The sequence below is a fragment of the Salipiger abyssi genome (assembly GCF_001975705.1).
Classification (GTDB): Bacteria; Pseudomonadota; Alphaproteobacteria; order Rhodobacterales; family Rhodobacteraceae; genus Salipiger; species Salipiger abyssi.
In genome coordinates this window covers 2,889,998-2,914,996 of the sequence record NZ_CP015093.1, presented here as the reverse complement: position 1 = coordinate 2,914,996, position 24,999 = coordinate 2,889,998, and the positions used below count along the sequence as shown (strand labels likewise).

Annotated in this window: 22 protein-coding genes and 1 tRNA gene; 10 read left to right on the top strand and 13 right to left on the bottom strand. The window is 59.3% G+C overall.

Annotated elements, in window-relative coordinates:
- The first annotated feature begins 8 nt into the window (after nucleotides 1-8).
- Both ygfZ and Ga0080574_RS17710 read left to right on the top strand, forming a co-directional pair.
- The gene (ygfZ, locus tag Ga0080574_RS17715) at nucleotides 9-743 is read left to right on the top strand and encodes a CAF17-like 4Fe-4S cluster assembly/insertion protein YgfZ (protein ID WP_076702789.1); all 735 of its coding nucleotides are present in this window, start codon (nucleotides 9-11) and stop codon (nucleotides 741-743) included.
- Nucleotides 740-1,537 (top strand): fructosamine kinase family protein, encoded by a 798-nt coding sequence (locus tag Ga0080574_RS17710; protein WP_076702787.1) that lies wholly within the window; start codon nucleotides 740-742, stop codon nucleotides 1,535-1,537. Before ygfZ ends, Ga0080574_RS17710 begins: the two co-directional genes overlap by 4 nt.
- Before the next feature lie 52 nt (nucleotides 1,538-1,589).
- Here the strand turns inward: Ga0080574_RS17710 and Ga0080574_RS17705 are convergent, their stop codons facing one another.
- Entirely contained in the window at nucleotides 1,590-2,057 is a 468-nt protein-coding gene (locus tag Ga0080574_RS17705; protein WP_076702785.1) for a GNAT family N-acetyltransferase, read from the bottom strand.
- Between the two features lie 96 nt (nucleotides 2,058-2,153).
- On the bottom strand, nucleotides 2,154-2,717 hold the full coding sequence (gene efp / locus Ga0080574_RS17700) for an elongation factor P (protein WP_076702783.1): 564 nt from the start codon (nucleotides 2,715-2,717) through the stop codon (nucleotides 2,154-2,156).
- 216 nt (nucleotides 2,718-2,933) lie between these two features.
- Between efp and Ga0080574_RS17695 the strand changes: the two genes are divergently transcribed.
- Nucleotides 2,934-3,260, top strand: coding sequence for a DUF6280 family protein (locus tag Ga0080574_RS17695; protein ID WP_076702781.1), 327 nt, complete (start codon nucleotides 2,934-2,936; stop codon nucleotides 3,258-3,260).
- Nucleotides 3,261-3,377: 117 nt separating this feature from the next.
- Here the strand turns inward: Ga0080574_RS17695 and Ga0080574_RS17690 are convergent, their stop codons facing one another.
- The 5 genes from Ga0080574_RS17690 to Ga0080574_RS17670 all read right to left on the bottom strand — a co-directional run bounded on the left by Ga0080574_RS17690 (nucleotide 3,378) and on the right by Ga0080574_RS17670 (nucleotide 7,355).
- Nucleotides 3,378-4,331: a hypothetical protein gene (locus Ga0080574_RS17690; RefSeq protein WP_076702779.1), complete on the bottom strand. Its 954-nt coding sequence runs from the start codon at nucleotides 4,329-4,331 to the stop codon at nucleotides 3,378-3,380.
- A gap of 70 nt (nucleotides 4,332-4,401) precedes the next feature.
- The gene (locus tag Ga0080574_RS17685; RefSeq protein ID WP_076702777.1) at nucleotides 4,402-5,847 is read right to left on the bottom strand and encodes a TolC family outer membrane protein; all 1,446 of its coding nucleotides are present in this window, start codon (nucleotides 5,845-5,847) and stop codon (nucleotides 4,402-4,404) included.
- 44 nt (nucleotides 5,848-5,891) lie between these two features.
- Entirely contained in the window at nucleotides 5,892-6,542 is a 651-nt protein-coding gene (locus Ga0080574_RS17680; RefSeq protein ID WP_076702775.1) for a protein-L-isoaspartate O-methyltransferase family protein, read from the bottom strand.
- Between the two features lie 139 nt (nucleotides 6,543-6,681).
- Nucleotides 6,682-7,008: a phage holin family protein gene (locus tag Ga0080574_RS17675; protein WP_076702773.1), complete on the bottom strand. Its 327-nt coding sequence runs from the start codon at nucleotides 7,006-7,008 to the stop codon at nucleotides 6,682-6,684.
- Nucleotides 7,009-7,016: 8 nt separating this feature from the next.
- Complete coding sequence (locus Ga0080574_RS17670; RefSeq protein WP_076702771.1) at nucleotides 7,017-7,355, bottom strand: ElaB/YgaM/YqjD family protein; 339 nt, start codon at nucleotides 7,353-7,355, stop codon at nucleotides 7,017-7,019.
- A 123-nt stretch (nucleotides 7,356-7,478) separates the two neighbouring features.
- Here Ga0080574_RS17670 and Ga0080574_RS17665 point away from each other — a divergent pair.
- Nucleotides 7,479-7,552 (top strand) — tRNA-Cys (locus Ga0080574_RS17665).
- Nucleotides 7,553-7,632: 80 nt separating this feature from the next.
- Here the strand turns inward: Ga0080574_RS17665 and Ga0080574_RS17660 are convergent.
- Together Ga0080574_RS17660 and Ga0080574_RS17655 are read right to left on the bottom strand one after the other, a co-directional pair.
- Nucleotides 7,633-8,628 (bottom strand): tyrosine-type recombinase/integrase, encoded by a 996-nt coding sequence (locus tag Ga0080574_RS17660; RefSeq protein WP_237219393.1) that lies wholly within the window; start codon nucleotides 8,626-8,628, stop codon nucleotides 7,633-7,635.
- Nucleotides 8,625-8,834, bottom strand: a complete 210-nt coding sequence (locus Ga0080574_RS17655) for a hypothetical protein (protein ID WP_076702767.1) — start codon at nucleotides 8,832-8,834, stop codon at nucleotides 8,625-8,627. The genes Ga0080574_RS17660 and Ga0080574_RS17655 overlap by 4 nt, the downstream gene beginning before the upstream one ends.
- Nucleotides 8,835-9,000: 166 nt before the next feature.
- Between Ga0080574_RS17655 and Ga0080574_RS17650 the strand changes: the two genes are divergently transcribed.
- The 5 genes from Ga0080574_RS17650 to Ga0080574_RS17625 all read left to right on the top strand — a co-directional run bounded on the left by Ga0080574_RS17650 (nucleotide 9,001) and on the right by Ga0080574_RS17625 (nucleotide 16,902).
- Nucleotides 9,001-9,597, top strand: coding sequence for a helix-turn-helix domain-containing protein (locus Ga0080574_RS17650; protein WP_076702765.1), 597 nt, complete (start codon nucleotides 9,001-9,003; stop codon nucleotides 9,595-9,597).
- A gap of 530 nt (nucleotides 9,598-10,127) precedes the next feature.
- On the top strand, nucleotides 10,128-12,677 hold the full coding sequence (locus Ga0080574_RS17645; RefSeq protein WP_076702764.1) for a DEAD/DEAH box helicase family protein: 2,550 nt from the start codon (nucleotides 10,128-10,130) through the stop codon (nucleotides 12,675-12,677).
- A 10-nt stretch (nucleotides 12,678-12,687) separates the two neighbouring features.
- Nucleotides 12,688-15,213: an N-6 DNA methylase gene (locus Ga0080574_RS26370; protein WP_076702762.1), complete on the top strand. Its 2,526-nt coding sequence runs from the start codon at nucleotides 12,688-12,690 to the stop codon at nucleotides 15,211-15,213.
- Nucleotides 15,210-15,731 (top strand): hypothetical protein, encoded by a 522-nt coding sequence (locus Ga0080574_RS17635; protein WP_076702759.1) that lies wholly within the window; start codon nucleotides 15,210-15,212, stop codon nucleotides 15,729-15,731. The genes Ga0080574_RS26370 and Ga0080574_RS17635 overlap by 4 nt, the downstream gene beginning before the upstream one ends.
- 62 nt (nucleotides 15,732-15,793) lie before the next feature.
- A protein-coding gene (locus Ga0080574_RS17625; protein ID WP_156876303.1) for an IS3 family transposase occupies nucleotides 15,794-16,902 on the top strand; the annotation gives its coding sequence in 2 pieces (ribosomal slippage) (nucleotides 15,794-16,043 and nucleotides 16,043-16,902; 1,110 coding nt in all).
- A 196-nt stretch (nucleotides 16,903-17,098) separates the two neighbouring features.
- Here the strand turns inward: Ga0080574_RS17625 and tnpC are convergent.
- From tnpC to tnpA, 3 genes are read right to left on the bottom strand one after another with little or no spacing between them, the layout of a single operon-like run.
- The gene (tnpC, locus tag Ga0080574_RS17620; protein WP_076695246.1) at nucleotides 17,099-18,649 is read right to left on the bottom strand and encodes an IS66 family transposase; all 1,551 of its coding nucleotides are present in this window, start codon (nucleotides 18,647-18,649) and stop codon (nucleotides 17,099-17,101) included.
- 54 nt (nucleotides 18,650-18,703) lie between these two features.
- Nucleotides 18,704-19,057 (bottom strand): IS66 family insertion sequence element accessory protein TnpB, encoded by a 354-nt coding sequence (gene tnpB, locus Ga0080574_RS17615; RefSeq protein ID WP_076695208.1) that lies wholly within the window; start codon nucleotides 19,055-19,057, stop codon nucleotides 18,704-18,706.
- The gene (gene tnpA, locus Ga0080574_RS26965) at nucleotides 19,051-19,461 is read right to left on the bottom strand and encodes an IS66-like element accessory protein TnpA (RefSeq protein WP_076695206.1); all 411 of its coding nucleotides are present in this window, start codon (nucleotides 19,459-19,461) and stop codon (nucleotides 19,051-19,053) included. The genes tnpB and tnpA overlap by 7 nt, the downstream gene beginning before the upstream one ends.
- Nucleotides 19,462-19,951: 490 nt before the next feature.
- Between tnpA and eruA the strand changes: the two genes are divergently transcribed.
- Nucleotides 19,952-23,950 (top strand): NACHT domain-containing antiphage protein EruA, encoded by a 3,999-nt coding sequence (eruA, locus tag Ga0080574_RS17605; protein ID WP_076702758.1) that lies wholly within the window; start codon nucleotides 19,952-19,954, stop codon nucleotides 23,948-23,950.
- 609 nt (nucleotides 23,951-24,559) lie between these two features.
- On the opposite strand, the gene Ga0080574_RS17600 is transcribed toward eruA, so the two are convergent.
- Nucleotides 24,560-24,979, bottom strand: coding sequence for a site-specific integrase (locus tag Ga0080574_RS17600; RefSeq protein WP_076702756.1), 420 nt, complete (start codon nucleotides 24,977-24,979; stop codon nucleotides 24,560-24,562).
- Nucleotides 24,980-24,999 lie beyond the last annotated feature (20 nt).

Below are 24,999 nucleotides of genomic sequence, written 5' to 3'. Positions count from 1 at the left end.
AGAACGCGATGAATGGCGAACGCAAGGTGCTGCGGCTGAGCGGCCCGGACTCCGAACATTTCCTGCAAGGGCTGGTGACCAATGACGTCACGCTGCTGAAGGACGGGCTGGTCTATACGGCGCTGCTGACGCCGCAGGGCAAGTACCGCTCGGATTTCCTGCTGGTGCCGGCGGGCGGGGATATCCTGATCGACGTGGCGGCGGATCAGGCCGATGACCTGATGCGCGCGTTGACGCTCTACAAGCTGCGCAGCAAGGTCGAGATTGCCGAAACCGATATCGAGGTCACCCGGGGCACCGGCACCCCGCCCGAGGGCGCCTTTGCCGATCCGCGCGACCCGTCGCTCGGCTGGCGCGGCTATGACGGCCAGCCCGGCAATGCCGCCGACTGGGAGGCGCTGCGCGTCGCCGCCTGCGTGCCCGAAAGCGGCATCGAGCTGACCCCCGACACCTTCATTCTGGAGGCCGGGTTCGAACGGCTGCACGGGGTGGATTTCCACAAGGGCTGTTTCGTCGGGCAGGAAGTGACCGCGCGGATGAAGCACAAGACCTCCCTGCGCAAGGGTCTGGTCACGGTCGGGGTCGAGGGCAGCGCCGCGCCGGGCACCCAGATCATGGCGGGCGAGAAACTCGCGGGCACGCTCTACACCCAGGCCGGCGGCAAGGGCATTGCGCATCTGCGTTTTGACCGGGCCAGCGACGAGATGCGGGCGGATGGCGCCGTGGTGCGCTACGCGCCATGAGCCTGGACGGGCTCGCACAGGTTTTCGGCGCCGGGATCGCCTCGGCGCGCCCATTGCATGGCGGCGATCTCTCCGAGGTGCTGAAGGTCACGCTCGAAGACGGCCGGGTGATGGCGGTGAAGCGCGGCGAGCGGGTCGACAGCGAGGCGCGCATGCTCGCCGCCATGGCCACCGCAGAGGCACCGGTGCCCGAGGTGCTGCATCAGGCCGGATCGCTGCTCTGCCTGCAATGGCTGGACGAGGCGCCGGCCTCCGCCGTCGGCTGGCAGGCGCTGGGGCAAGGGCTGCGGCGGCTGCACAATTGCCGGGGCGCGCAATATGGCTGGCCGGAGGACTACGCCTTCGGGCCGCAGCCGATCCCCAACGGCCATGCCGGGGACTGGCCGGATTTCTGGGCGCGGCGGCGGCTGCTGCCCTTCCTGCCGGTGCTGCCCATGGCGCAGGCGCGGCGGCTCGAGGCGCTGGCCCGGGCACTGCCCGAACGTCTGCCCGCAAGACCGACACCGGCGCTGCTGCATGGCGATCTCTGGACCGGCAACGCGCTCTTCGGCGACGGCAACGCCTGGATGATCGACCCGGCCTGCTATCACGGCCATGCGGAGGTGGATCTGGCCATGCTGGAGCTTTTCGGCAACCCAACGGACGCGTTCTGGCAAGGCTACGGGCCGCAGGAGCCGGGCCGGGCCGAGCGGCGGCCGATCTATCAGCTGTTTCCGGCGCTGGTGCATTTCCGGCTCTTCGGGGCGAGCTATCAGGGCATGGTGGCGCGGCTGCTGAGCGCCACCGGGGTCTGAGCGCCCAAATCTCTTCGAAGAGATTTGCAAGATCCTTCGAAGGATCTTGCGCCTATGCCAGCGGCTTTTCCAGAATGTCGATGGCCCGCGCCGCTCCCGCCTGCCGCATCAGCGCGGCGGAGGCGGCGTTGAAATCGTGCACCGCCGTCAGCCAGGCCTCACAGCCCGCGCCCGCCGCCTCCGCCTCGAACCGCGCCACCAGTCGCCGCGCGATGCCACGCCGCCGCCAGGAGGGCGCCACCGCGATATGCTCCAGCACCGCCACGCGCCGCGCATGGTCCACCGCGCTCGCCGGCACATCGCGCGGATGCCAGAGCAGGTAGCCGCGCGCCACGCCCCCGGCGCGGTAGACCAGCGCCCGCGCCCCCTGCCCCATGCGCTCCTGCAGAAAACTGCCGAGCGCCGCCGCGTCGGCGGCCTCGTGGAACCGCTGCGGCAGACGTGCCGCGTGCAGCGCGTTCAGCCCGCGCAGCAGCACCGCCACATCCGACAGGTCGGTCTCGGTGAAATGGTCGATCATGAAAAGGGCCTCCTTGGCTTTGCGCCGGAGGCCCTGGTCATTGTCTCGATATGCGCCCCCGGATCGCACGGGGACGGAAGAACATCGGCGCGCGGGTTATGCGCGTTCCGAATATTCCATGGTTTCGGTGTTCACGACGATATCCTCGTCCTGCCCGACAAAGGGCGGCACCATGACCTTGACGCCATTGTCCAGCGTCGCGGGCTTGAAGCTGTTGGCCGCCGTCTGACCTTTGACCACCGGCTCGGTCTCCACGACCTTACAGGTCACCTTCTGCGGCAGCGTCGCGTTCAGCGCCTCGGCGTCGTAGAACTCCACCACGATGGTCATGCCGTCCTGAAGGAAGGGACGGCGCTCGCCGAGAATCTCCGCCGGCAGCTCGACCTGGTCGTAGGTTTCGGTATCCATGAAGGTCAGCATGCCGTCGCTCTCGAAGAGGAACTGCATGTCCTTCTGCTCGAGCCGCACGCGCTCGACCTTGTCAGCGGAGCGGAAGCGCTCGTTCAGCTTGGAGCCGTTGCGCAGGTTGCGCAGCTCGACCTGCGCGAACGCCCCGCCCTTGCCGGGCTTCACATGGTCCACCTTCACGGCGGCCCAGAGGCCGTCATTGTGTTCCAGCACGTTGCCGGGGCGGATCTCGTTACCGTTGATCTTGGGCATGGGACTAATCTTTGGCAAAAGGTTGATGATTGTCTGGCCGCTCCTATATCTGGCCAGTCGTGCCCGTGCAAGACAACGATATCTCGTGTGCGCTCGAACAAACCCATGCAACATACGCATAGGTGTCATGCGTTTGTGGTGTATCCGAATCGAACGGAATGGTTCATAACGCCACTCACGCCGGAAAAGACAAGAGCAATAATCAAAGGTCGAACTATGAAGGATTTCGTGGACAGCACAGCCTTTAATGCCGAACAAGGCAACCGCGCGCGCAAGCTTTTTGCCGCTGTGGTTCTGGCTGCGCTCGACGACGCCATCGCCGATGACAAGAAGTATGGCAATGGTCCCGAACAGATTGCCCGCTGGGCCCGCTCGCGCGATGGGCGCGAGGTTCTCAGCTGTGCCGGCATCGACCCCAACGAGCGGGTTGTCGCCGGCCTGATGGAATTCGTTGGCAAGGGTGTGCGCACCTCCGTCGCGCTGTCGCGTGAGGAAAGCGAGCGCCGCAATGCCGCGGCCGCAGCCGAGCGCGAAGCAGCCTGATCTGACAAATACATCTGCCCGAATGTACGAAAGGCGCGCTCCGCAACGAGCGCGCCTTTCGTTTTCGGTCGTTTCAGACGGTGCCGAAGCGCCAGGGCCTCCCCGACAGGCAACGCGTCAGTTGAAATCCTGGCTCGCCAGCATGCGGTGGATCTCCCGGCGCACGAGCTTGCGCACATTGCGGGTGATGCGCTCGCCCAGAGCCCCCTGCAATTCCTGTCGAACGATTGCCGCAACCATCTCGCGAAGCGTGTCCTCATCGATCGTTGCCGGCACATCCTGGGCCCCGGCTTCCGGCACAGCGGCAAGCTCCGGCCGCTCACGCTCCGGCTCACCCTTCCAGGCGGGACCGCGCAGAATGGTCGCCTCTGGCACCTCCGGCTCGGCCGGATCGAACGCATCGGCAAAATGATCTTCCCAGGCAAGCGGCTCACGCGGGTGATGCACGAAGGCGGCGTTCCCGCCCTCTTCCGGCGCGTCCGCCTCGAAAACCCCGGGGCTGCGCGAAATCATCTCTTCGAGCTCGGCGATCTTGCGGGCCAGCCCGCTCTCCGGATCGTCGCTGTCAGCCAACGCCTTGGGGTCGTCCGTTTCGCCCTCGTCGCTCGCGGCGTCATCCGCATCCTCGGCGAGGGTAGGCGCCGTCACATCGCCGGTTTCCGGGGTGACAGTGGCCGAGGGCTCGGCGAGCTCTGCCTCGTCCTCATCGAGCACGCACGCCACCTCCTGCTCGACCAGACGGCCGAGCGGCAACACTCCGGTGTCGGGCTCAGCCGCGTCGGGCGCGGCCTGCGCTTCGGAAGACACACGGTCCTCGGCCGGACTCTCCGCGCAATCGGCATCCTCGGCATCCGGCACCAGCGTCGGCTCGGTCAGAAGGGCTGCGGTTTTCTCGGATGTTTCGGGGGCCGGCGCTTCCGCCTCCGGCACCCGCTGCGACGGCGTCAGGACAAGCCGCTCCGGCTTTTCGGGCGGCTGCGGCGGCGCCTTGGGGCGCGTATCCTCGGATACCAGCCGCCGGATGGAGGACAGAACATCCTCGATTTCCACATTCGTCACGGGATCTGACATTTATTTTCCACTCTTGCCTCGCGCAAACTGTAGCGCGCGGCGCGATTCCAGACAACAGATGTGGAAACCCCTAGTTTTTCCCGAGGGCACGCAGGACACGGTTGAGATCCTCGCCCTGCTGCGAGCGCACCGGCGCGGTCTTGACCAGGTTGTAATACTCCGACGGATCATAGCGCGGCACGTCGAGCGCAAGCGCCTCGGCCGTGAGCTGCCCCACCGAAGCCAGCACGGCATAGGCGGCAACCGTCTGATCGACCTGGGCCGAGATCCGTGCGGCGCGGGCATCGAGCAGCTCCTGCTCGGCATCGAGCACGTCGAGCGTGGTGCGCGCGCCAAGCGTCGCCTCTTCGCGGATCCCGTTGAACGCAACCTGCGCGGCGCGCACCTGTTCGCCGGTCGATGTCAGCGAGGCCTGCGCGATGCGCAGCGAGGCATAGGCGCTGCCCACGGTGCGCTCGACATTCTTGCCGGCGGTGTAGAGCTGCGCGCGCGAGGCGTCGCGGTTGGCCATGGCCTGACGCACGGCGGACGAAAGCGCCCCGCCCTGATAAATCGGACCGTCGACACCGATCGACACGGTGCCCCCGCGGGACGCGGAACGCGAGTCGAAGGTCTCGTCGACACCCCAGGTGCCGCGCACGGTCACCGTGGGCTCCATCTGCGCTTCGGCGATCTTGACGGAGATGTCATTCGCCGCCACCGAGTGGCGCAGCTGCGTCAGGTTGGGGTGGTTGCGCAGCGCCTGCGCCTTTGCGCCTTCGACCGTTGCCGGCAGGCGCGGCAGCCCGCTCGGCGGCACGAGCCCGTTGGGATAATGGCCGATGACGGATTTATAGGTTTCGCGGCTGATCGCGAGATCGCCTTCGGCACCGGCCAGCGCGCTGCGCGCCTCTGCCAGGCGCGCCTCGGCGGCGGCCACGTCGGTGCGGGTCACCTCGCCCACCTCGAACCGGTCGCGCGCGGCCCGCAGTTCCTCACCGATCACGCGAACGTTGTTGCGACGCAGCATCACGGTCTCGGTGGCCCGACGCACGTCCATGAAGGCCGAGACGGCATCGTAGAGCACGTCCTGCTCGACCGCGACGAGCGCCGCGCGGGTTGCCAGGACCGCTTCACGCGCGGCGTTGAACCCCATGACCCGCGAGCCGCCCGCATAGACGGTCATCGAGGCGATGAGATCAATGCTCGCGGTCGTGGTGGTCGAGGCCTGCCATTGCCAATCGCCGCTCGGGGGCACGCCGAGCAGCGGCTGCCCAGGCGACGAGACGTAGCTCCGTGACGACCCATAGCTCCGCGCAACGGTACCGGACCAGCTGAGCACCGGGCGCAGCGAAGCAACCGCCTGCGCGACATCCTCGTCAGCGGCGCGCAGCACGGCGCGATTCTGGTCGAGAAGACCGCTGGTGACATAGGCGCTGGAGAGAGCGCTTGCGAGCGTCTCTGCCGCGGCCGGCACCGTGTTTGCTGCGGCAAAGCATAGCCCCGCCACCATTCCGAACACTGTTCTGCGCGCCATGACTGGCTCCTCTGCTCGATTATCGCCTTTTCGCGGTCTGCGGTCTACAGCGCGAAGGCCACCTCTTTTTTGAATCCCGGCAGCACCGGCGCCGCCGCGTTGAATGCAAAACGCCAGGTAATCGCCCCATCGACCTTCCAGCCGATGCGGACCGTGCCGAGCGCACCTTCCATGAACAGGCAGGCGATCCGCCCACCATCCTTGAGCTGCTCGCTCAGACCGGCGGGCAACTCCTCGACGCCGCCCTCGATCACAATCGCGTCATAGGGACCGTGCCCGGCGGCACCCTCGGCCAGAGGGCCGGTGTGAAGAATCACGTTGTCCGCATGTTCGCTCAGCAGCGCCTGCGCCTCTTCGGCCATCGCCTCGTCTTCTTCGACCGCGACGACCGCCTCGGCGATCCGTGCGATGACAGCCGAGGAATAGCCCATGCCCGTGCCGATATCGAGCACCAGATCGTCGGTATCGATATTGAGAAAATCCAGCATTTTTGCCAGGGTACGCGGCTCCAGAACCACGCGGTCATCGGCCAGGCGGACATTGCGCCCGGCATAGGCGGCCTCCTGCCGGCCATCCGGCACGAAAGCCTCGCGCGGGATCTTGAGCATGGCCTCGATGATCGGAAATTTGGTGACATCCGAGGGCCGGACCTGCGTATCCACCATCATACGGCGGCGCGTGGCGAAGTCGGTCATGAGCTAAACTCTTCCGTTCAGTATCGACACGAACGGTTGTGCCACACTCTTCGGAATGCCGCAATGACCCTAGATCAGACAAATCTTGACCGGCACAAGAGAGTCACACTTGTGCCGGGGTAATCTCTTAAAAGGCGGGCTATCCGCGCTCGCGGCCCTGCCCCATCGCCTGTCCAGCGGCGCGCCCGGCCAGGAATGCCTCTGCCAGCGATCCAACCGACGCGGGGGGCGGCGGTGGCGCGACCGGGCGCCGGCGCCCGGTGGAGGCGATCAGAATGGCGCCCAACAGCAGGTAGACGCCGCCGATAACAAGGGCCGCAATCTGCGCCCCGTGCGCGGCCGAAAGCGCCATCCACGCCGCAAGGGTCAAAAACACCGCCGCGACGAGCAGGCACAACATTCCCGCCAAAGAACGCGCGAGCCGCGAGAGGCCCGCACGCACTCTTGCTTCAAGTCCGAACAGCATGCCGGATCCTATCGCCGCGCGCCCAGATATCCGAGCAGGAAGCCGGCTGCGGCGGCGAGCCCGACCGCCTGAAACGGCGTGGTACGAATCCGGTCGGCGGCGTCATGCTCGAACTCGGCGGCACGGCGCCCGGCATCGCGCAGGGCATCCTCGCCCTTGCCGCGCAGCTCTTCTGCCTGAGCTTCGACCCGCGACTTGGCAGCCTTGCCGCGGCGCGTTCCGATCTCGCCGACCAGCTCGGCCAAGCTCGAGATATCGCCCCTCAGCGTGGCGATCTGCTCGCTCAGCGCGTCGATATCGCGCTCGGTCGTGGCGCTTTTCCCATTGCTCGCGGCGGTCTGTGCCATTGGTCCATCTCCATCGCTGTGACGTTGTTCCCGGACAAACGCCGGCCCGGCGCACAAGGTTCCATATCGAGCGAGGTTCCTGCTTGACGCGCGCCGCGACACGCCCTAATCAGGCGCAGCTCTGGCGAGTTGGCGGAGTGGTGACGCAGCGGATTGCAAATCCGTGTACACCGGTTCGATTCCGGTACTCGCCTCCATTATTTTCAAGCACTTAGCAGCTTGAAATCTCATGACGTATCACCCTCCGTATCAGTTTCTCGTTCTGTACTTGTTCTGTTCAGGTGCGGCGAGCAGCCGCTTGACGGGCTCGCATGACCTGTCTAGCTTCGCCCGCGTACTTGACGATCATGCTCTTGGACTTGTGACCACTGTAGCTGGCTATCTCGTCATCAGAGCACCCCAACCACGCCAACTCCTGTATCCCCCGGTATCGAAGCGCGTGAAGATCGTACGTCTCCAGCCCAAGCCTGACGCGCTCTTTACGCATGATCTGGGCCATGTACCTGTAAGACATGGCTCCACCTGACTGCTTTGAGAGGATGGGCCGAGCCGCAATGGGGACAGCGTTCAGCAATCCCTTTGCGTCATCCAAAGCCGCCTTCAATTCCGGGGTACAGGGTAGCCTGAGTGCTACACCGGTCTTGTTCTGCTGCAGAACCAACTCTTCACCGTTATAGTCGCCCCAGGTGAAATCGACCCAATCCCCGGGGCGCTGGACGGTGCCAACCCCGATCTCGAAAATCAGACGCTCAACTTTCCCTGCCTCTTGGCGGAATTTCTCGACAGCTTCATTTGGCCACGGAATGTGTTGCTGCCGTTTGTTCTCCGGCGTCTTTAGCTGTCGCACACCTTTCGCCGGGTTGCTTTCAAGCCAACCAATATCGATGGCATGCTCACATAAGATAACCATCATCTGTGGGATGTAGTTGGCAAAGCGTGTCCGATGCGCGTTTGCTTTCTGCGCCCTGATGACGTCTGACCGCCTGAGGTCCCTAACATTACGATCGCCAATTTTTTCGAGCAAATACTCTATGACCTTCTCGTAGTCTCGGCGGGTGCGAGGCTTTAGGGAGGTCCATCGATCAGATGATCGGTAGTCCGCCATCAAGGCTCGCCAAGATGTCTTCAAGGACATCCGTTTTCCTGTCACAATTTCCCAGTACTCGTGATCATAGGCAGCGGTGCCCTCGGCTGCGTGAATGCGGAAATAGCGCCCTTTGATCCTGACGTAGTGACGACTTCCATCCGAACGAAAAATGTACTTCTTCCTCACCAATCGACGTCTCCCAGCCCTTCGACAGATTCGCCGCTAGCGATGCGCTTCAGTTCGTCGACTCGCCACCGGAAAATTCCAGGCGCTATCTGCTGCCCTGCGGGCAGGTAACCATCGGCCACGAGTGCACGGAACGCCTTGATGCTCAAATCCAAAAGCTTCGCAGCAGTGCTCTCCGTAGCGAAAATCGGCACAATTTTAGGCATGTCTCCGCTCTTTCGCCTTCTGGACCTCAAGATGTGCTACCAATGAGGTTCACAACCTTCTGAGCCTCATCTAATGCGTACGAATGTTCGCACTAAGCTTGACTCCAGGCACTTCGTACGTCAAGTCTTATAAGCACAAATGTGCACATTAAGGAGGTGGGTACCTATGGACGAAGCGATGAGCACGCAAGATCGGCCCAACTCAAAGCATCGCGCTTTGCCAGGGCAAGCAACCCTGAGCCGCGAGCAGTGGGCTGAATTTGAAGCGCAGGGAGAGCGCGACTTCTGGGAACCTGCGCTTCAGAGGGAAGTGGAGTTGCGACGGCAGCTTGTGAATCTCCCAGAAAACCTGAAAGCGCTGCGCCTACGGCTCAACATCAAGCAGTCAGACATGGCCGAACGCCTTGGCATTTCGCTTCGAAGTATGCAGCTTTACGAGAAAGGGGCGCGCGCTCTGCCTGCAGATCTCATTTCGGAGATTTTTGCACAGTTCGGCATAGATATTCACCAGCTTTTTACGGCCCACCCTCATGCGCCTAGTCCTGAGTGGAAAGAGGCGTTCTCGGAATTGGTTTTGCGGGTCGCAGAAGAAATCCAAAAGACATTCCCAAACTTGTCTGCCGAAGAGCGGCGTAATTTGGTCACTGCATATATGCGACGCGCAGAGATAAACGAAGAAATTGATGGTGGAGATATTCTCATGCTCCATAGCAAACTCTTCGCCCCAGAAGCGACAGAAGATGATTTCCCTTCCACATCCTGAACCACGAGGCGCTCCTTCGGCTGGCAAGCGTTCGCAGGTCGCGCTGGACGACGCCACAGTGAACCGTACAAAAAGGTGAAGTCCCTATGGCCTGCAGCCGGAGGCTTATGCCTTATTCGATCGCGCGTTCTATTGGCGGATATACCACCAAGGGGTCAAAACGCCCTCATCCGGGCTGAGCAATTCAGTGCCGATAGCGTTGAAACCAACTTGCGTGACCGTTGTGTGACCGACACAACCCCCATCCTCGAAGGCCGATCAGCCCAAGCCTCCGGGCAAGTCTCTATGCCAAGGCGATCAGCCAGAGGTACCGAGCTGCAACACTTGGCGTTAAATTGGCCTTCTTAGGACGCCCACCACCACCTGGACCCCCGACGATTGCCAAAGCAACTCGGTGGGAGCCTTGCTTCGATGGCCAACCGTAGGTTTTCCAGAAGAAAATCGGATTGTGTGCCGCGATTGGTCTGGCACATGCGCTGAGCTCGCATATAGACTAGGAGAGTTGCAGAATTTCGAACGCGAGGGCAGTTTTGGCGAGCAAAGAGGCAACAGCCAGGATCAAGATAAACCGGCTACTCGACGAGGCTGGATGGCGTTTCTTTGACGATGCAGCTGGCCCTGCCAATATCGTCCTAGAACCGAACATCAAAATTTCACAGAACGATATTGATGATCTTGGTGCAGACCTGGAAAGAACATCAAACGGATTTGTGGATTTCCTTCTTCTCGATGAGCAAGGTAAGCCGCTTATTGTTCTGGAGGCGAAGTCGGAGGATAAAGAACCTCTATCAGCAAAGGAACAGGCCCGAAAATACGCCCGTTCACAGAACGCCCGCTTCATAATTCTGAGCAACGGTAACATTCATTATCTTTGGGATTTGGAGCAGGGTAGCCCTGCAGTCATTTCAAAATTCCCAAGCCCCAAGGAAATCGGGAACCATTACGCTTTTACGCCGAATGCAGAGAGACTCGCAGGGGAACAGGTAGGGCTCGACTACATCGCGCTAACCCAGATGCCATCTTTCAAGCAGGAAGCAGGATGGAAGGTCGAGGCTGAGCGTACTTCCTTCATTGAGAAAAGCAAGCTTCGGTTTCTTCGGCGTTATCAGCAGCGAGCAATTGAGCGGGTACAGGAGGACGCCCTGAAGGGCTCGACCCGCTTCCTTTTCGAAATGGCGACAGGAACCGGAAAGACATTGACGTCGGCTGCGCTCATCAAGCTTTTCCTCAAGACTGGGAATGCGAAACGCGTACTGTTCCTCGTAGATCGCCTGGAGTTAGAGGTTCAAGCTGACAAAGCATTTAAGGCGTATCTCAAGAACGACTTTACTTCTGTCGTTTACAAGGAACAGAAGGACGATTGGCGAAAGGCCGACATCGTTGTCACCACAGTCCAGTCTCTTCTTTTCAATGACAAGTATCGCCGCCTGTTCGCTCCGACCGATTTCGATTTGGTCATTTCAGATGAAGCTCACCGTTCGATTGGCGGCAATGCAAGAGCGGTGTTTGAAAACTTCATCGGTTACAAGCTAGGCCTGACGGCTACCCCCAAGGACTATCTTAAGCAGTCGAGCAACAGAACTTCGGACCGCGATCCGCGCGAAACAGAGCGACGGATGATGCTGGACACCTACAAGACATTCGGCTGTACCTCTGGTGAGCCGACCTATCGCTACTCGCTGATTGACGGCGTGAGGGATGGGTTCTTGATTAACCCATATGTGGTGGACGCGCGCACAACCGTAACGACGCAGCTTCTCTCAGATCAAGGATTTGTCATCACGACGGCAGATGCTGATGGAAACGAGCTTGAAGAGGCCTTCGCTGGGCGTGACTTTGAGAAGAAGTTCTTTGCTGAACCAACAAACCAGGCCTTTTGCAAGACGCTCTTGCAGCATGGGTTGCGTGATCCGATCTCAGGCGAGTTCGGCAAAACTATCGCCTTCGCCGTCAGCCAAAAACACGCGGCAAAAATAGTACAAATCCTGAATGAAATGGCCGATCAGCTTTGGCCGGGTCGTTACACGTCTGATTTTGCCATGCAGGTGACAAGCCATGTCACCGACGCACAGAAGATGACCGTCAACTTCGCCAACAACAACCTCGGCGGTCACAGCGGGTTCGTCAACAACTACCGGACCAGCAAGGCGCGTGTCTGCGTCACCGTAGGCATGATGACCACCGGCTATGATGCCCCAGACATTCTCAACCTCGCCCTGATGCGGCCGATATTCTCGCCGTCTGACTTCGTACAGATCAAGGGACGGGGAACGCGCAAACACAACTTTGCGGAAGAGATGTTCGACCCGGCTAAGAAGGCCATTTTGGGTGAGGTCGAGAAGACAACCTTCCGCCTCTTCGACTTCTTTGCCAACTGCGAATATTTCGAAGAGACCTTCGACTACGACGAGGAAATCAGCCTTCCAGCGTCACCCGCTATGGCTTTGTCCATGGGTGGCGAAGGCGGGGATGGGCAGACCACCGTCACTAGCAGCATCGGCATCTACGAGCATTTCGACCCCGACGATGTCGTAAGCCAGGTCGAGACACAGATCGGCAAGGACGGGATGCGGATCGACCGCGAACTATTCCGCAAGTTCGAAGACACCGCACGATCAGACACAGCGCTCGCCGATCTCGTTGCTGCCCAAAATTGGGAGGCTGCCACTCGCCATGTTATCGAAGAAATCTTCGACAAGCCTAGCGAGTTCTACACCCTAGAAAAGCTGCGTCGGGCGGCAGGGGTGGATCGTCGCATTTCGGTGCGTGAACTGGTAGAAAAGGCGTTCGGCTTCATCCCTGGCTTCAAGACAAAGGCAGAGTTGATCGAAGACGAGTTCCAGAAATTCCTAGCCGATCAGCAGCCCGCAGAAGCCGACCGCATTCGCGAAATGCGCTACTTCTTCGAGGCTTACATCCGTGATGCCAATGTCCGCGCCAAGATCGACGCTGGCCACTTTGCCGATCTGAACGTAAACCCCACCTTCACCACGCGCGACCTGAGGGAAGTTCCAGCGCCGTGGCGCAAGCGTATCCCCGAATATATCAAGGACTACGTGTCCCTGAACCCGTTCCTCTGAAAGACCGAATATGCTCGATTCTGACACCAAGCGCCGCATCGACACTTGCCGCGACATCCTCGTGGGCAAAGTACCTGATCCCAAGAGTCAGGTTGAGCAGATCACCATCGCGCTGATCTACAAGTTCATGGACGACATGGACGCGGAGACCATCGACTTGGGTGGCACCCCGACCTTTTTCACCAAGGAGTTTGAGCGGTATCGGTGGGCCAAGCTGGTTGCACCCGGTGTGTCGGGGCAAGAGATGCTCAACACATACTCAGAAGCGCTTACTAAGATGGTCGAGAACGAAGGCCTGCCCAAGCTGTTCCGTGACATCTTCCGCAACGCATACCTACCCTACCGCGACCCTGAAACGCTTCGCGCCTTCCTACGCGAGATCAACAGCTTCACATACGACCACAGCGAAAAGCTGGGCGATGCCTTCGAATACCTGCTGTCCGTCTTGGGTAGCCAAGGCGACGCGGGTCAGTTCCGCACGCCCCGCCACATCATCGACTTCATGGTCGAGATCATCGACCCGAAGAAGACTGAGGTCATCCTTGACCCAGCCTGCGGCACGGCGGGCTTCCTGATCTCGGCCTTCAAGCACATTCTGAAACAGAACTCGACCGGGGTGGTGAACGGCAACGGCTCAAGTACCGAGGGCGATGCTGCCGAACAGGCGCTGGAAAGTCCGATGCGCTATCCGGGTGACATGCTACAGCCTGAGGACCGGGCCCGCCTTTCGCGCAACATCAAGGGCTATGACATCTCTCCTGACATGGTTCGCCTGTCTTTGGTGAACCTCTACCTGCACGGCTTTGCTGATCCGAAGGTCGAGGAATACGATACGCTCACGTCCGAGGACAAATGGACCGAGACGGCGGACGTCATCCTTGCTAACCCGCCCTTCATGTCGCCAAAAGGCGGGATCAAACCGCACACGAAGTTTCAGGTGCAATCGAAGCGCAGCGAAGTGCTGTTCGTCGATTATATCGCCGAGCACCTGACGCCGAATGGCCGCGCTGCCATCGTCGTGCCCGAGGGGATCATCTTCCAAAGCCAGAGCGCCTATGTGGCCCTGCGCAAAATGCTGGTCGAAAACCACCTTGCCGCCGTGATCTCGCTGCCTGCGGGGGTGTTCAACCCCTATTCGGGCGTAAAGACCTCAATCCTGATACTCGACCGCGCGGTGGCCAAGGCCAGCAAACACGTTGCTTTCTTCAAGGTCGAGAACGATGGCTTCCAGCTCGGCGCGCAGCGCAAGGCGCAAAAGGGTTCGCAGCTGCCCAAGGTAAAGGCGGAGCTGACCGCATGGATGCAAGCCGCGCGGGGCGGTGCTGGGGAAGAGTTGGAGAGCGTATTCGGTTACTCTGTCGAACGTAAGGTGATCGGGGAGGACGGCGAGTTCAACCTAAGCGGCGAAAGATACAGACCGGAGAATGACGATCAATTCGAAATCCCACGTGTGCCTATAGGAGAGATTTGCACCCTGAACCCGCCAAAGCGCGAGGTTCGCGATCTCCCCAGCGACACTGTGGTTTCGTTTGTTCCGATGGCCGATCTGCGCGAGTGGGATATCTCTTTCCGCCCGTCAGAGACCAAGGCGCTCGGGGAAGTCGGGAACAGCTACACCTACTTCGCTGACAACGACGTCTTGCTCGCGAAGGTCACCCCCTGTTTCGAAAACGGTAAAGCCGGGATCGCCAAGGACCTTGAAAGTGGCATCGGCTTTGGGTCGAGCGAGTTCTACGTTTTGCGGACGGGGGAAGAGGTATTGCCGGAATGGGTCTATCGCTGTGTGACGCATGAAGCGTTTCGTGCTCAGGCTATACCGCAGATGACGGGCACTGGCGGTTTGCAGCGCGTGCCGAGAACTTTCGTTGAGCGCTTCAAAATCCCACTACCGCCGATTGAGGTGCAGCGGGAGATTGTGGCCGAGATCGACGGCTATCAGCGCGTCATTGATGGTGCTCGCGCCGTCATCGAAAACTACCGCCCCCACATCCCCATTGACCCTGAGTGGGGGAGTGACAAGCTCAAGAACCTGATCGACACGGTGACACCCCCGCTCAAACTCCAAACAGAAGCCTACAAGGCAGAAGGTGAAATCCCGATCATTGACCAGTCAAAGGAGCTTATCGCTGCTTGGACAAACGAGGTGCAGGGCGCAATCCAACCCGGCAAAGGGCTGGTAATTTTTGGGGATCATACGTGCGTCGTCAAGTTTGTAGATCAGCCATTTGTTCAGGGCGCTGACGGCATCAAGATTTTGAAGGCAAAGGACGGCGTATTGCCGCGCTACCTTGCCTATTTCCTTCGGGCATATCCGTTGCCACAAGATGGCTACCGCCGTCACTTTTCAAAGCTTAAGGAATGGGACATCCGACTGCCCTCGTCAGACGAGCAAGATGAAATCGTCAAAGAGCTAGATGCTGAGCAGGTCATTGTCGATGGCAACCGCGACCTGATCGCTCGCTTCGAGAAAAAGATCGACGCCGCCATTAATCGTGTCTGGGGCGAGGCGAAGGTAGACGAAGAGGCGGCGGCATGATCGAAGGGGCGGAAAAGATCCACGACTACCTCCCAGTTTCCTATAACACCGCCAAGGAACGCGACTATGTCCGCTTTCTTTGGGAGGCGTTCGAAACCAATGTCGAGCACGACAAATACCAATTCGCCTTCCTTGCCTACCACATGCTCGTGATGAGCTTTGTCTATTTCAACATCTGGCAGATCAAGTTGATCCGTCCGGTGCAGTTTGAAACCGCGATGGTCGGGTTCAACAAGAACATGGAAAAGGACCTGATGGCGGCGACATCGCCGTTCGTGTTCAGTGTGGTGAATGAAAGCACGGTGCTGCGTTTCCTCAAGCTGATCCAATGCGACAACAGCAAGATCGGGACCTACGCCAAGCTAGTGGGCGAGCGGAACAACACGGCGCATGCCAACGGCAACATTTTCTTCAACTCCGAAAGCGAGTTTGAACAGAAGGTGCGAGATGTCCTGCGAACTGTCGCCGAAATCCAGAGCCACAGTGAAGGGATCATCAAAGAAGGCTACCGCGACTGACCTGCTCCCCTGAAAAGTCCGCGTTTTGAAGTTAGCCTGTTCTCCAAACGAGGAGACAGACAATGCGGAAAAGCCGTTTCAGCGAAGAGCAGATCATTGGCATTTTAAAGGAGCACCAGGCCGGGATAGGTGCCAAGGAGCTGTGCCGGAAGCATGGCATCAGTGACGGCACGTTCTACAAGTGGCGCTCGAAGTATGGCGGCATGGAGGTGTCGGAGGCCAAACGGCTGAAGGCGCTGGAGGCTGAGAATGCGAAGCTCAAGAAGATGCTCGCGGAGCAGATGCTGGATGTGGCCACGCTCAAGGAGATGCTGGGAAAAAACTTCTGAAGCCCGGTGCAAGGCGACGAGCCGTGGACTGGGCCATGACAGAGAAGAACTACAACCAGCGGCGGGCCTGTGCCCTGGCCGGGATCGACCCGCGTGTGTATCGACGTGGATCAATTAGACCTGTAGACGCCGAGCTGCGGGAGAGGCTGAAGGCGATTTCCAGCGAACGGCGTCGCTTCGGCTATCGAAGGCTGCACCTGCTTCTTGGTCGCGAAGGCTGGAAGGTGAACTGGAAGAAGCTTTACCGGATCTACCGGGAAGAGGGCCTGACAGTGCGCAAGCGCGGCGGTCGCAAGCGCGCGATCGGAACGAGGGCCCCGATGGCGATCCCACAAGGGCCGAACCAGCGATGGTCCCTGGACTTCGTCTCGGACAGCCTCTCAGACGGGCGCCGGTTCCGGGTGCTGTGCGTCATCGACGACTTCAGCCGGGAATGCCTGGCGACGGTCGTGGACACTTCGCTGTCGGGGCAACGTGTCGGCCGTGAGCTCGACAGCATCGCCCGGGTGCGCGGCTATCCATGTATGGTGGTCAGTGACAACGGAACGGAGCTGACATCGAATGCCATCCTGAAATGGCAGGAGGACCGCAAGGTCGAGTGGCATTACATCGCGCCAGGAAAGCCCATGCAGAACGGCTTCGTCGAGAGCTTTAATGGCCGCCTGCGCGACGAGTGCCTGAACGAGCACCTGTTCGCCAACCTGCGCCACGCCCGGGAGCTTATCTCGGCCTGGCGCGAAGACTACAACCACCATCGCCCCCACACGAGCCTCGACGGGCTCACACCGTGGGAGTATCACCAACGGTCAGTAGAGGACCAAACCCTGAACAGAGCGAACTAAAAAACGCGGACTCTATGGGGAGCAGGTCAGAAGGGGTCGCCATGTATCGGGCCACACGGCTGTTCTTCTTCGCGGGATCGTCCCAATGCGACGTGCTGACAGTGATCAAATCGGCGCTTTCAAGCGCCTTCACCGCATCCACAAAGGTACGGGCTGACAGGAAGGAAGGTAAGCGCTGTCTGCGCCCCACGCGGGATCAGCTTGCCGGGTTGAAGTTCCAGGGCAGGAGCTCGTCGATCCTGCTGGCCGGGTGACCGGCGGCGATGGCCTCGAGGGTCGCCTTCAGGTAGGCGAAAGGCTCGACGCCGTTGATCTTTGCGGTGGCGATCAGGGAGGCGGCGCGAGCCCATGTGCGGCCGCCCTCATCGTGGCCGGCGAAGAGGGCATTCTTTCTCGTCAACGCGATCGGTCGGATCAGGTTCTCGACGGCGTTGGAGTCGATCTCGACGCGGCCATCGTGGAGGAAGGTCTGCAGGCCGGGCCAGTGGCGATGGATGTAGGTCAGCTTCTCGCCGAGCCGGGATTTTGCGGAGACGCGAAGACGTTGCGCCTGCAGCCAATCGCCGAACGCGGCCACGAGGGGCGCGCTGCGGGCCTGTCGGGCAGACAGACGCTGGCCGGGGCCCATACCGCGGATCTCGGCTTCGATGCGATAGAACTCGGCAATCCGGCGCAGTCCCTCGGCCGCAATCTCGGAGCCGTCGCGGTCGAAGACTTCCTTCAGCTTGCGGCGAGCGTGTGCCCAGCAGTGGGCAACCGTGATCGGCGCGCCGCCCTTGCGGGAGGGGCGCGTCAACCGATCGTAACCGGTATAGCCATCAAGCTGCAGGATTCCGTCGAAGCCCTGCAGGATCTGCTCTGCATGCGCCCCTGCGCGGCTGGGATGGTAGGTGAAGACCACGCCGGGCGGGTCCTCTCCGCCCCATCCGCGGTCATCCCGGGCAAGCGCCCAGAGGTAGCCGGTCTTGGTTCGGCCACGGCCTGGGTCGAGGACCGGGGCGGTGGTCTCGTCCATGAACAGCTTGCCGGACGACTTGAGATGCTCGGTCAGCCTGTCGACCACGGGGCCGAGATGGAAGGCTGCTGTGCCGGCCCAGTCCGCCAGGGTGCTGCGGTCGATCTGGATGCCGGAGCGCGCCAGGATCTGGCTTTGGCGGTAGAACGGCAGGTGGTCCGCGAACTTGGACATCAGGACATGCGCGATGGCGCCCTCGGTCGGTAGCCCACCTTCGATCAGCCAAGGTGCTGCTGGCGCCTGGGTGACCCCGTCCGAACAGACAAGGCAGGCATACTTCGGCCGGGTGTCGACCAGGACCCGGAGTTGCGCCGGGATGATGTCGAGGCGCTCGGTGCGGTCCTCGCCGATCCGGTGCATCCGGCCGCAGCCACATGGACAATCGAGGCTTGCGGGTTCCAGGACACGCTCGATGCGCGGCAACTCGGCAGGCAGATGGCCCAGGTTGCGACGCCGTGCCGGGCGCGGCGTGGCCGTCGACGGCGCAACCTGCTCCTTGCGGGTCTCGACCTCGGCGACGGCGGTTTCCAGGTCCTCGAAGGCCAGCTGTCGGTCATCATCGCTCAGCTTCTCGGACCGCTTGCCATGCACGACATGGTTCAGCTCGGCCACGAGATGCTCGAGCCGCCGGTTCGCGTCCTTCAGCGCGTCACGCTCCTGCAGCACCGCCAGCACGGCGGCGCGCTGGCTTTCGGGGATCGCGGACAGATCGATGGGTGGGGCGCTGGACATGCGCAGATCATACCGCGCCAAATGCGCCGATGCCCCGTCATTCGTCGGGGCGAGTCACTCTGCCACAGCCGGCCGACGCACCTCCAGTGACCGCACCCGGCGCCAGTCCAGGCCGGCAAACAGGGCCTCGAATTGCGCGCGGTTCAGGGTCATGGCCCCGTCGCGGATCGCCGGCCAGGTGAAGGTGCTTTCTTCCAGCCGCTTGTAGGCCATCACGAGCCCACTGCCGTCCCAGAACAGGATCTTCAACCGGTCGGCCCGCTTCGAGCGGAAGACGAAGACGGTGCCGGTAAATGGGTCCTCGGCCAGCGTCGACTGGACCAGCGCTGCGAGACCGTCATGGCCTTTCCGGAAGTCCACCGGCTGTGTCGCCACCAGGATCCGCACGCCCTGCGAGGGCATCAACATGGATGCGCCTCCAGCGCGTGGACTATCTCGGCAATCCGGGCCGCGGGCGCATCCTGTGCGAGCTCGATGATGACCGAACCCCGGACAACCCTAACTGGCGCCTCGGCGCGGTGCCGCTCGGGCTCGGGGGCCGTCGTGGTCTCATCCCGGACGACCAGAGGTGCGAAAACCGGCTCATCGATCTCGACCGCAGGCAGCACGAGCTTGCCATCCTTGGCCAGCCGCCGCCACGCCGTCAGCTGGCTCGGCATGATCTCGTAGCGCGCGGCGACACCTGACACCGTCGCCCCAGGCTCCAGGGTCTCGGCCACCGCCTGCGCCTTCACATGATCCGGCCAGCGCCTCTGCCCCGAGGCGAAGACTTCAACACCAAGCGCCGTGAGGAACGAACTCTTTGCGAACATTGCGAAACGCACTCCTTTTCTTTGGATGCGTATCAACTCGCAATGGCTGATCCCGTCGGCAATGTGGGGTGGCGACACCGTTTACGAAGGAAGCCCCGTAGCGAGATTTGCAAACCTCCTGTACAGAGGTCCTGCCGGTCGCCACACCAACCTCAAGTGTGGGGTCGCTCTCATGTGCCCGGAACAGGTCCAGCACAAGGGCCTTGATGGCTGCTTCAAAACGCGGCCGTGCATCGGCCTTGTGTGGCTTCTCTCTCGCGGCGGTCAGGTCCGCGCACAAGCCACCCAGAAACTCGATCAGCCTCGCTGTTCCGGCAGTCCACTGAGGGTCAAACGGGCGAGCGTTTTCGTGTGCGTATCTATCTGTTTTCTTCATCTGCTTGAGTTCAGGATACGTCCAGTCCAACGAGTACTTAGAGAATGGCGACAAGCGCAACGTCGTCACCAAATTTAGCTGGAAGGATGCAACCCAGCACCATATGTTGCAAGCATGAGTAAAGATTTTTATTTGCCGCGCACACTCCTAGAGGTAAGCGAAACGTACAGTGAAGCCCAGCTTCTTGTAGGACCGCGCTTCATCGTCGTTTTGGCGGAACCGGGCGGAGGCAAAACCAGCTTGATGGAAAGCTTGGGAAGGCAACTGAAAACGCCTGTCCTAACAGCGAACCGTTTTATCCATACTGGTGTAGTCGGAAAGGGCGCACCACTTGTCATCGATGCTTACGATGAATTGGCAAAGGTTGACGCCAGCGGCATTGATAAGTTGCTCGCATCCGCGCTTTCCGCAGACCCGTCAAAGCTATTAATTTCGAGTAGATCAAGCGAATGGGGCAACTCAGCAAATAGAGCCTTTCAGGACTTTTTTGGCGAAACGCCACTTGTTGTGAGATTGTCCGAGTTCACGGTAGATGAACAAAAGAGGATCTTTGAAAACTATATCCCAAGCGAAGATTTTGAAGCTTTCCAATCCGAAGTTGCGAGGTTTGACCTAGAGGCAATCCTCCCCAATCCTCAATTTCTAAAGCTGTTTGCAGACGCATACATTGAGAGTGGTCGCAAATTTTCCGACAAACGATCAATCTTTCAACAAGCGCTGGAAAGATTGGCCAAAGAAGCCAATGCTAGTGTGAGAAGAACTGCCGGTTCTTTGCCTGCCGGCCAGAAGGTGCAAGAAGCATCGGAGGTCTTCGCAAAATTGCTGATGTCAGGCGCAGAAGGCGTGACAACCAGTGAGGCAAACGAAGACGCTCTATATCCACTCATGGATACTCTGGTTGCGGACGCGGGCAGCAAGCAAACAATCCTAGCAACCCGAATGTTCAAGCCGGGCGAAATAGTAGACACCCATCGACCAGTTCACAAGATCATAGCGGAATTCGCTGCAGCCGACTACCTTACAAAACGAATAGCCGATCCAAGTGACGCACTTACACTTGGGCGAAGCTTGCCGATCATCGCCCCAAACTCAACTGTACGTGATGAACTACGAGGGCTTGTCGGCTGGATGGCTTCGCTTGGAAACAAGCCCATACAAGAAGCCGCGATTGACCTCGACGCCTACGCTGTTCTTGCGAACGGCGATCCATCTCAACTGGCCTCGACATCAAAGCGCCGCCTTGTTCGGCGTTTGAAGGACGTCGAGGACCAAGACCCGTATTTTCGTAGAGGTGACTTTTGGAGGCGTTTTAGTGTAGCTGGCTTGTTCAGTGCAGAAGTTGTTGATGAGGTTAGACCTCACCTTTCCCCACAATCAGACGGGCAGTTTCGCGACCTAATTCTTGAACTGCTGGAAGGCTCGCCAGCGACGGCGCAATTGTCTGTTGAGTTGAGTGCACTTTGTCTTTCGACCGAAGCAAATGAACATACACGTGTCATGGCGGCTACGCTGCTACTAGCAACACCGGGCTTTATCCATAATGCCAACTTGGCTCAGTTGATCTTCCAAGCCGATCCGGTGTCTATGAAGGTAGCTGCAAAGATAATCCAACAGTTGGGGGTTTCTCAATTCTCGAACAGCTACCTAACGGGCTATCTACGTGTCTTTGCAAACCTATACCCAAGAGCGAGACGGTCTAGCGAACGTTTTATTGGCGCTAGGTACTTTTTACGTAACCTTATCGAAACACTGGACTGCAAGCAGACCACAGACTTGCTTGACTCTCTATCGGTGGATTTGACGTGTAAATGTGGTCAGAAAGCCCATGACTGCCACTGTCGAAATGGGATCAGCAAGATCATCGGGCTATTGTTGGATCATTATTGCGAGGTCAGCGACAAACCACACGACCCAAAGCGTTTCTGGGGTTGGGTAAAGAAGCTAAATTTCCATAGCTCTATGTCGCCAGATCGCTCAGCATCTGTCCGATTGCTGAGGGATAACGACGATCTTCGGCAAGGTATCATGCAAATCGCATTGGGTCATGAGACGGATGCGGAACGTATTCGGGAAATACGGTTTGAGCAGTTTGAATGGCAATCCCACTCTGGTTTGCATTTCCAACCCAATGACTGGGAGTTCATGGCCGACCTAGCATTCGACCGCGATAATGTTGCACTGTGGAGTGAGTTTCTTGCCGCCCACAATTACCATCGTGAACCTGAGCAACGTGGCCCCGATAAACTCCGCAAAAAAATGCGAATGCAAGCCAAAGAGAAAAGGATTTTTCTGGAGGAGTGGTCGAAAAGGAATCGAAACTATCAACAAATGATGCGTGAGCGTCGTGAAAGGAGATACTGGTCCGAAAGGAGATGGAAGAGGCGCGATAAGGCCGTTGCAGATGCGAACCAAGCGTCGCTGCTTAGAGATAGACAGCTGATCGAGAACGGCAGGCACTGGCCATGGCTTTATCGAATTGCATGCCTCTACCTGATCCAGCCGCATGATTTAGAGGAAGAGCTTGGCGGGCGTGTCGACCACGAGAAAGCGTTGAGGAACTGCTTTGACTTTCTCGCTGAGTACGTTCCGTCGCTGAAAGATGTCGCGCTTGGCAACTGGCACAATGTGGCTCGCGTATTGCACGCTGCCTGCATTGCTGAATTTCGAGCAACAGGGGAAATATCCCACATTTCGAAAGAAACCCTAGAGATTGTGAAAACCGACCTTGGTAACTATCAGGGCGTCTCCGAGGACGAAGCGAAGGCTTTTGAAACCGCAATCGACGCAAAAATTTTCCCGAGTATGGCTGATGTGGAAAGCTTCTTGCGTAGATATGTAGAGCCTCAGTTGGCTCAGGGCACCAAAGGTCATACCAATTCAAGCTGGCTTGGATACAAAGAGGAGTTCCACCCGCTCCGCGCAAAACTGTCTATTGACTGGCTGGCTCGCTATCGAGCACTGCCCTTCCACACTCTAGATACACTATTCAACATCGCCGCAGGATTTGCGGATCGTGAGCGACTTAAAGAACTTGTTCTCGAACGCTGTGCCGAGTTTATGTTTTTCTGGCCAAATCAGACTGAAGACGAAGAGCTGGAGCAAAGGCGAAAGTTTTGGTTCTTGCGCGCGCTGTATTTCATTCCTGCGTTACCAGACGTCTACTTTGATTGGCTTGCAGCAGACAAGGATACGGTTCTCGCAATCTATGAGCGGAGCGGACGAGGTAATCGCATCGACTATGAAGCATGGCCAAGCCTGACCTCTTGTAAGGTCGAGGCCATCCTTGATGCGTTCATAGGCGTTTGGCCAAAGGTTCCTTTGCCAAACAGCTATGTATCGGACAGTCCAAAAGGAGAAGTTGCGTATCGCTGCCTCACTGAGCTGGTGTGGACAATTTCCAGCGATCATCCTGACGCAGCAATACCCGTTTTGAGACGTCTGATCGCTGATAGCCGTTACGCTGATATCGTCAAAGACCTCAAAAGCATACGCTCTGCTCAGACCAGAAAGAAAGCTCTTGCAGATTTCACCCCACCGACACCACAGCAAATTGTGGAAATGCTAGACCACGGCGCGGTGGTTACGGTCGATGGACTGAGAAAACTCGTGCTGCACGAATTATCGCAACTACAAGCAGCAATAGACGGTGGAGAGTTCGATACGGCAAAGCTTTTCTACGCTGGAGAAGATAGGCTAGACGAAGAACCGTGCACCAAGATCATTGCTGAACGGCTAGACCTGATACTGCGACCTCAAAGCATTACAATCACGCCAGAACACCATCTAAAGCATGATAAGCGCTGCGACTTTACGGCTGGAAAACTATTAGGCAGCGCAAGGCGTCTGCTGGTAACCGAGGTCAAGGGGCAATGGCACCCAAAGCTTTACGAGGCTGCCTCGGAACAACTGAATAACTTGTATGCAATCCATCCGGACGCAGAAAAACAAGGTATATATCTTGTCCTTTGGTTCGGAGAGAATGAAAAGGTGGCAGGGAGGAAGAGACACGGAATCAAAGAACCGATGGAGTTAAAGCGTCAACTAGAAGCCGAAATCCCTTTAGAACTTAGAGGCCTACTTGATGTTTTCGTTCTGGACATTTCGAAGAAATAGTGAGCACGCCGAGATTTTCCGAAACATTTTTTCGTGGCGCTATCCATACATTGCAAGTACGAACTTCCCCCCCGCACCCTACCTGCGCGGGCAAGGATACGCCCCGCCTCGCGCTTCGCCCGCACCAAAGGACACAGGAAGGACCGGGAGGATCAGCATCCGGGCCACCTATAGCAGGGAAAGAAATGGCAAGACGTAACCCGTCCTCCCTTCAAGCAAAGGCCTCAGTCTGGTTATCCATAGGAGGATAGAAGGCCACCGCAGCCGAAACGCGCCGGTTGACAAAAACACAACCCAGACAGCATAAGTGTGACACGAAGTGCGACACACAACTCAACCTCGCACTCGATTGTTCATGCCTTCCAGTGGTTTAGAAAAACGGTAGCGGGTCCGGTACTCGCCTCCATTTACTTTCAAGCACTTGCGTGTCACCGGTGCTTGCGCGGGCTTCACTGTTTACATGAGCGTTTACAGTTTTGTTCCTGCTACGCCCCTTTCGCTTGGGCCGGTTTGACCAGAGCAGCATCGGTTTCGTCGGGCGAGACGCGGGCGTAGCGCTCGGTCAAATTCGCCGCATAGCGAACGGGCCACCCCATGTGATTGGCGATCTCAGCGAGGGACAGTCCCGCGTTCAGCAGCCGCGTCGCGCGCATCGTACAGGCGCAGTTCATCGGACAGCTTTGCCTTGTCGCGCCACTGGCGGCCCCCCTCCGACGCGCGGTGCGGGGTCAGCGCGTTGCCGCTGGCGTTCTTCAGGATCAGCAATCGGCCCGGTGGGGTGGTGTCGATCCCCTCGGCCAGCGCCGGCGTGATCGGGATATGTGCCAGCCGTTTGCGCTTGTTCGTCCTGACACGCAGGCGACAACCGCGCGGGGTCTGTTCGACGTGGGCCGGGGTCAGCTTGATCAGGTCAGCCGGGCGCAACCTGGTTTCGCAGGCTTCGCAGAGAATGCGGCGCACCCATTCCGGCGCACCCGCATTGAAAGCCTCCCGGTCGGTGGGCGTCCAGACGATTTCCGAGCCGTCCACCTCTTAGAGCTGGTGCAGCT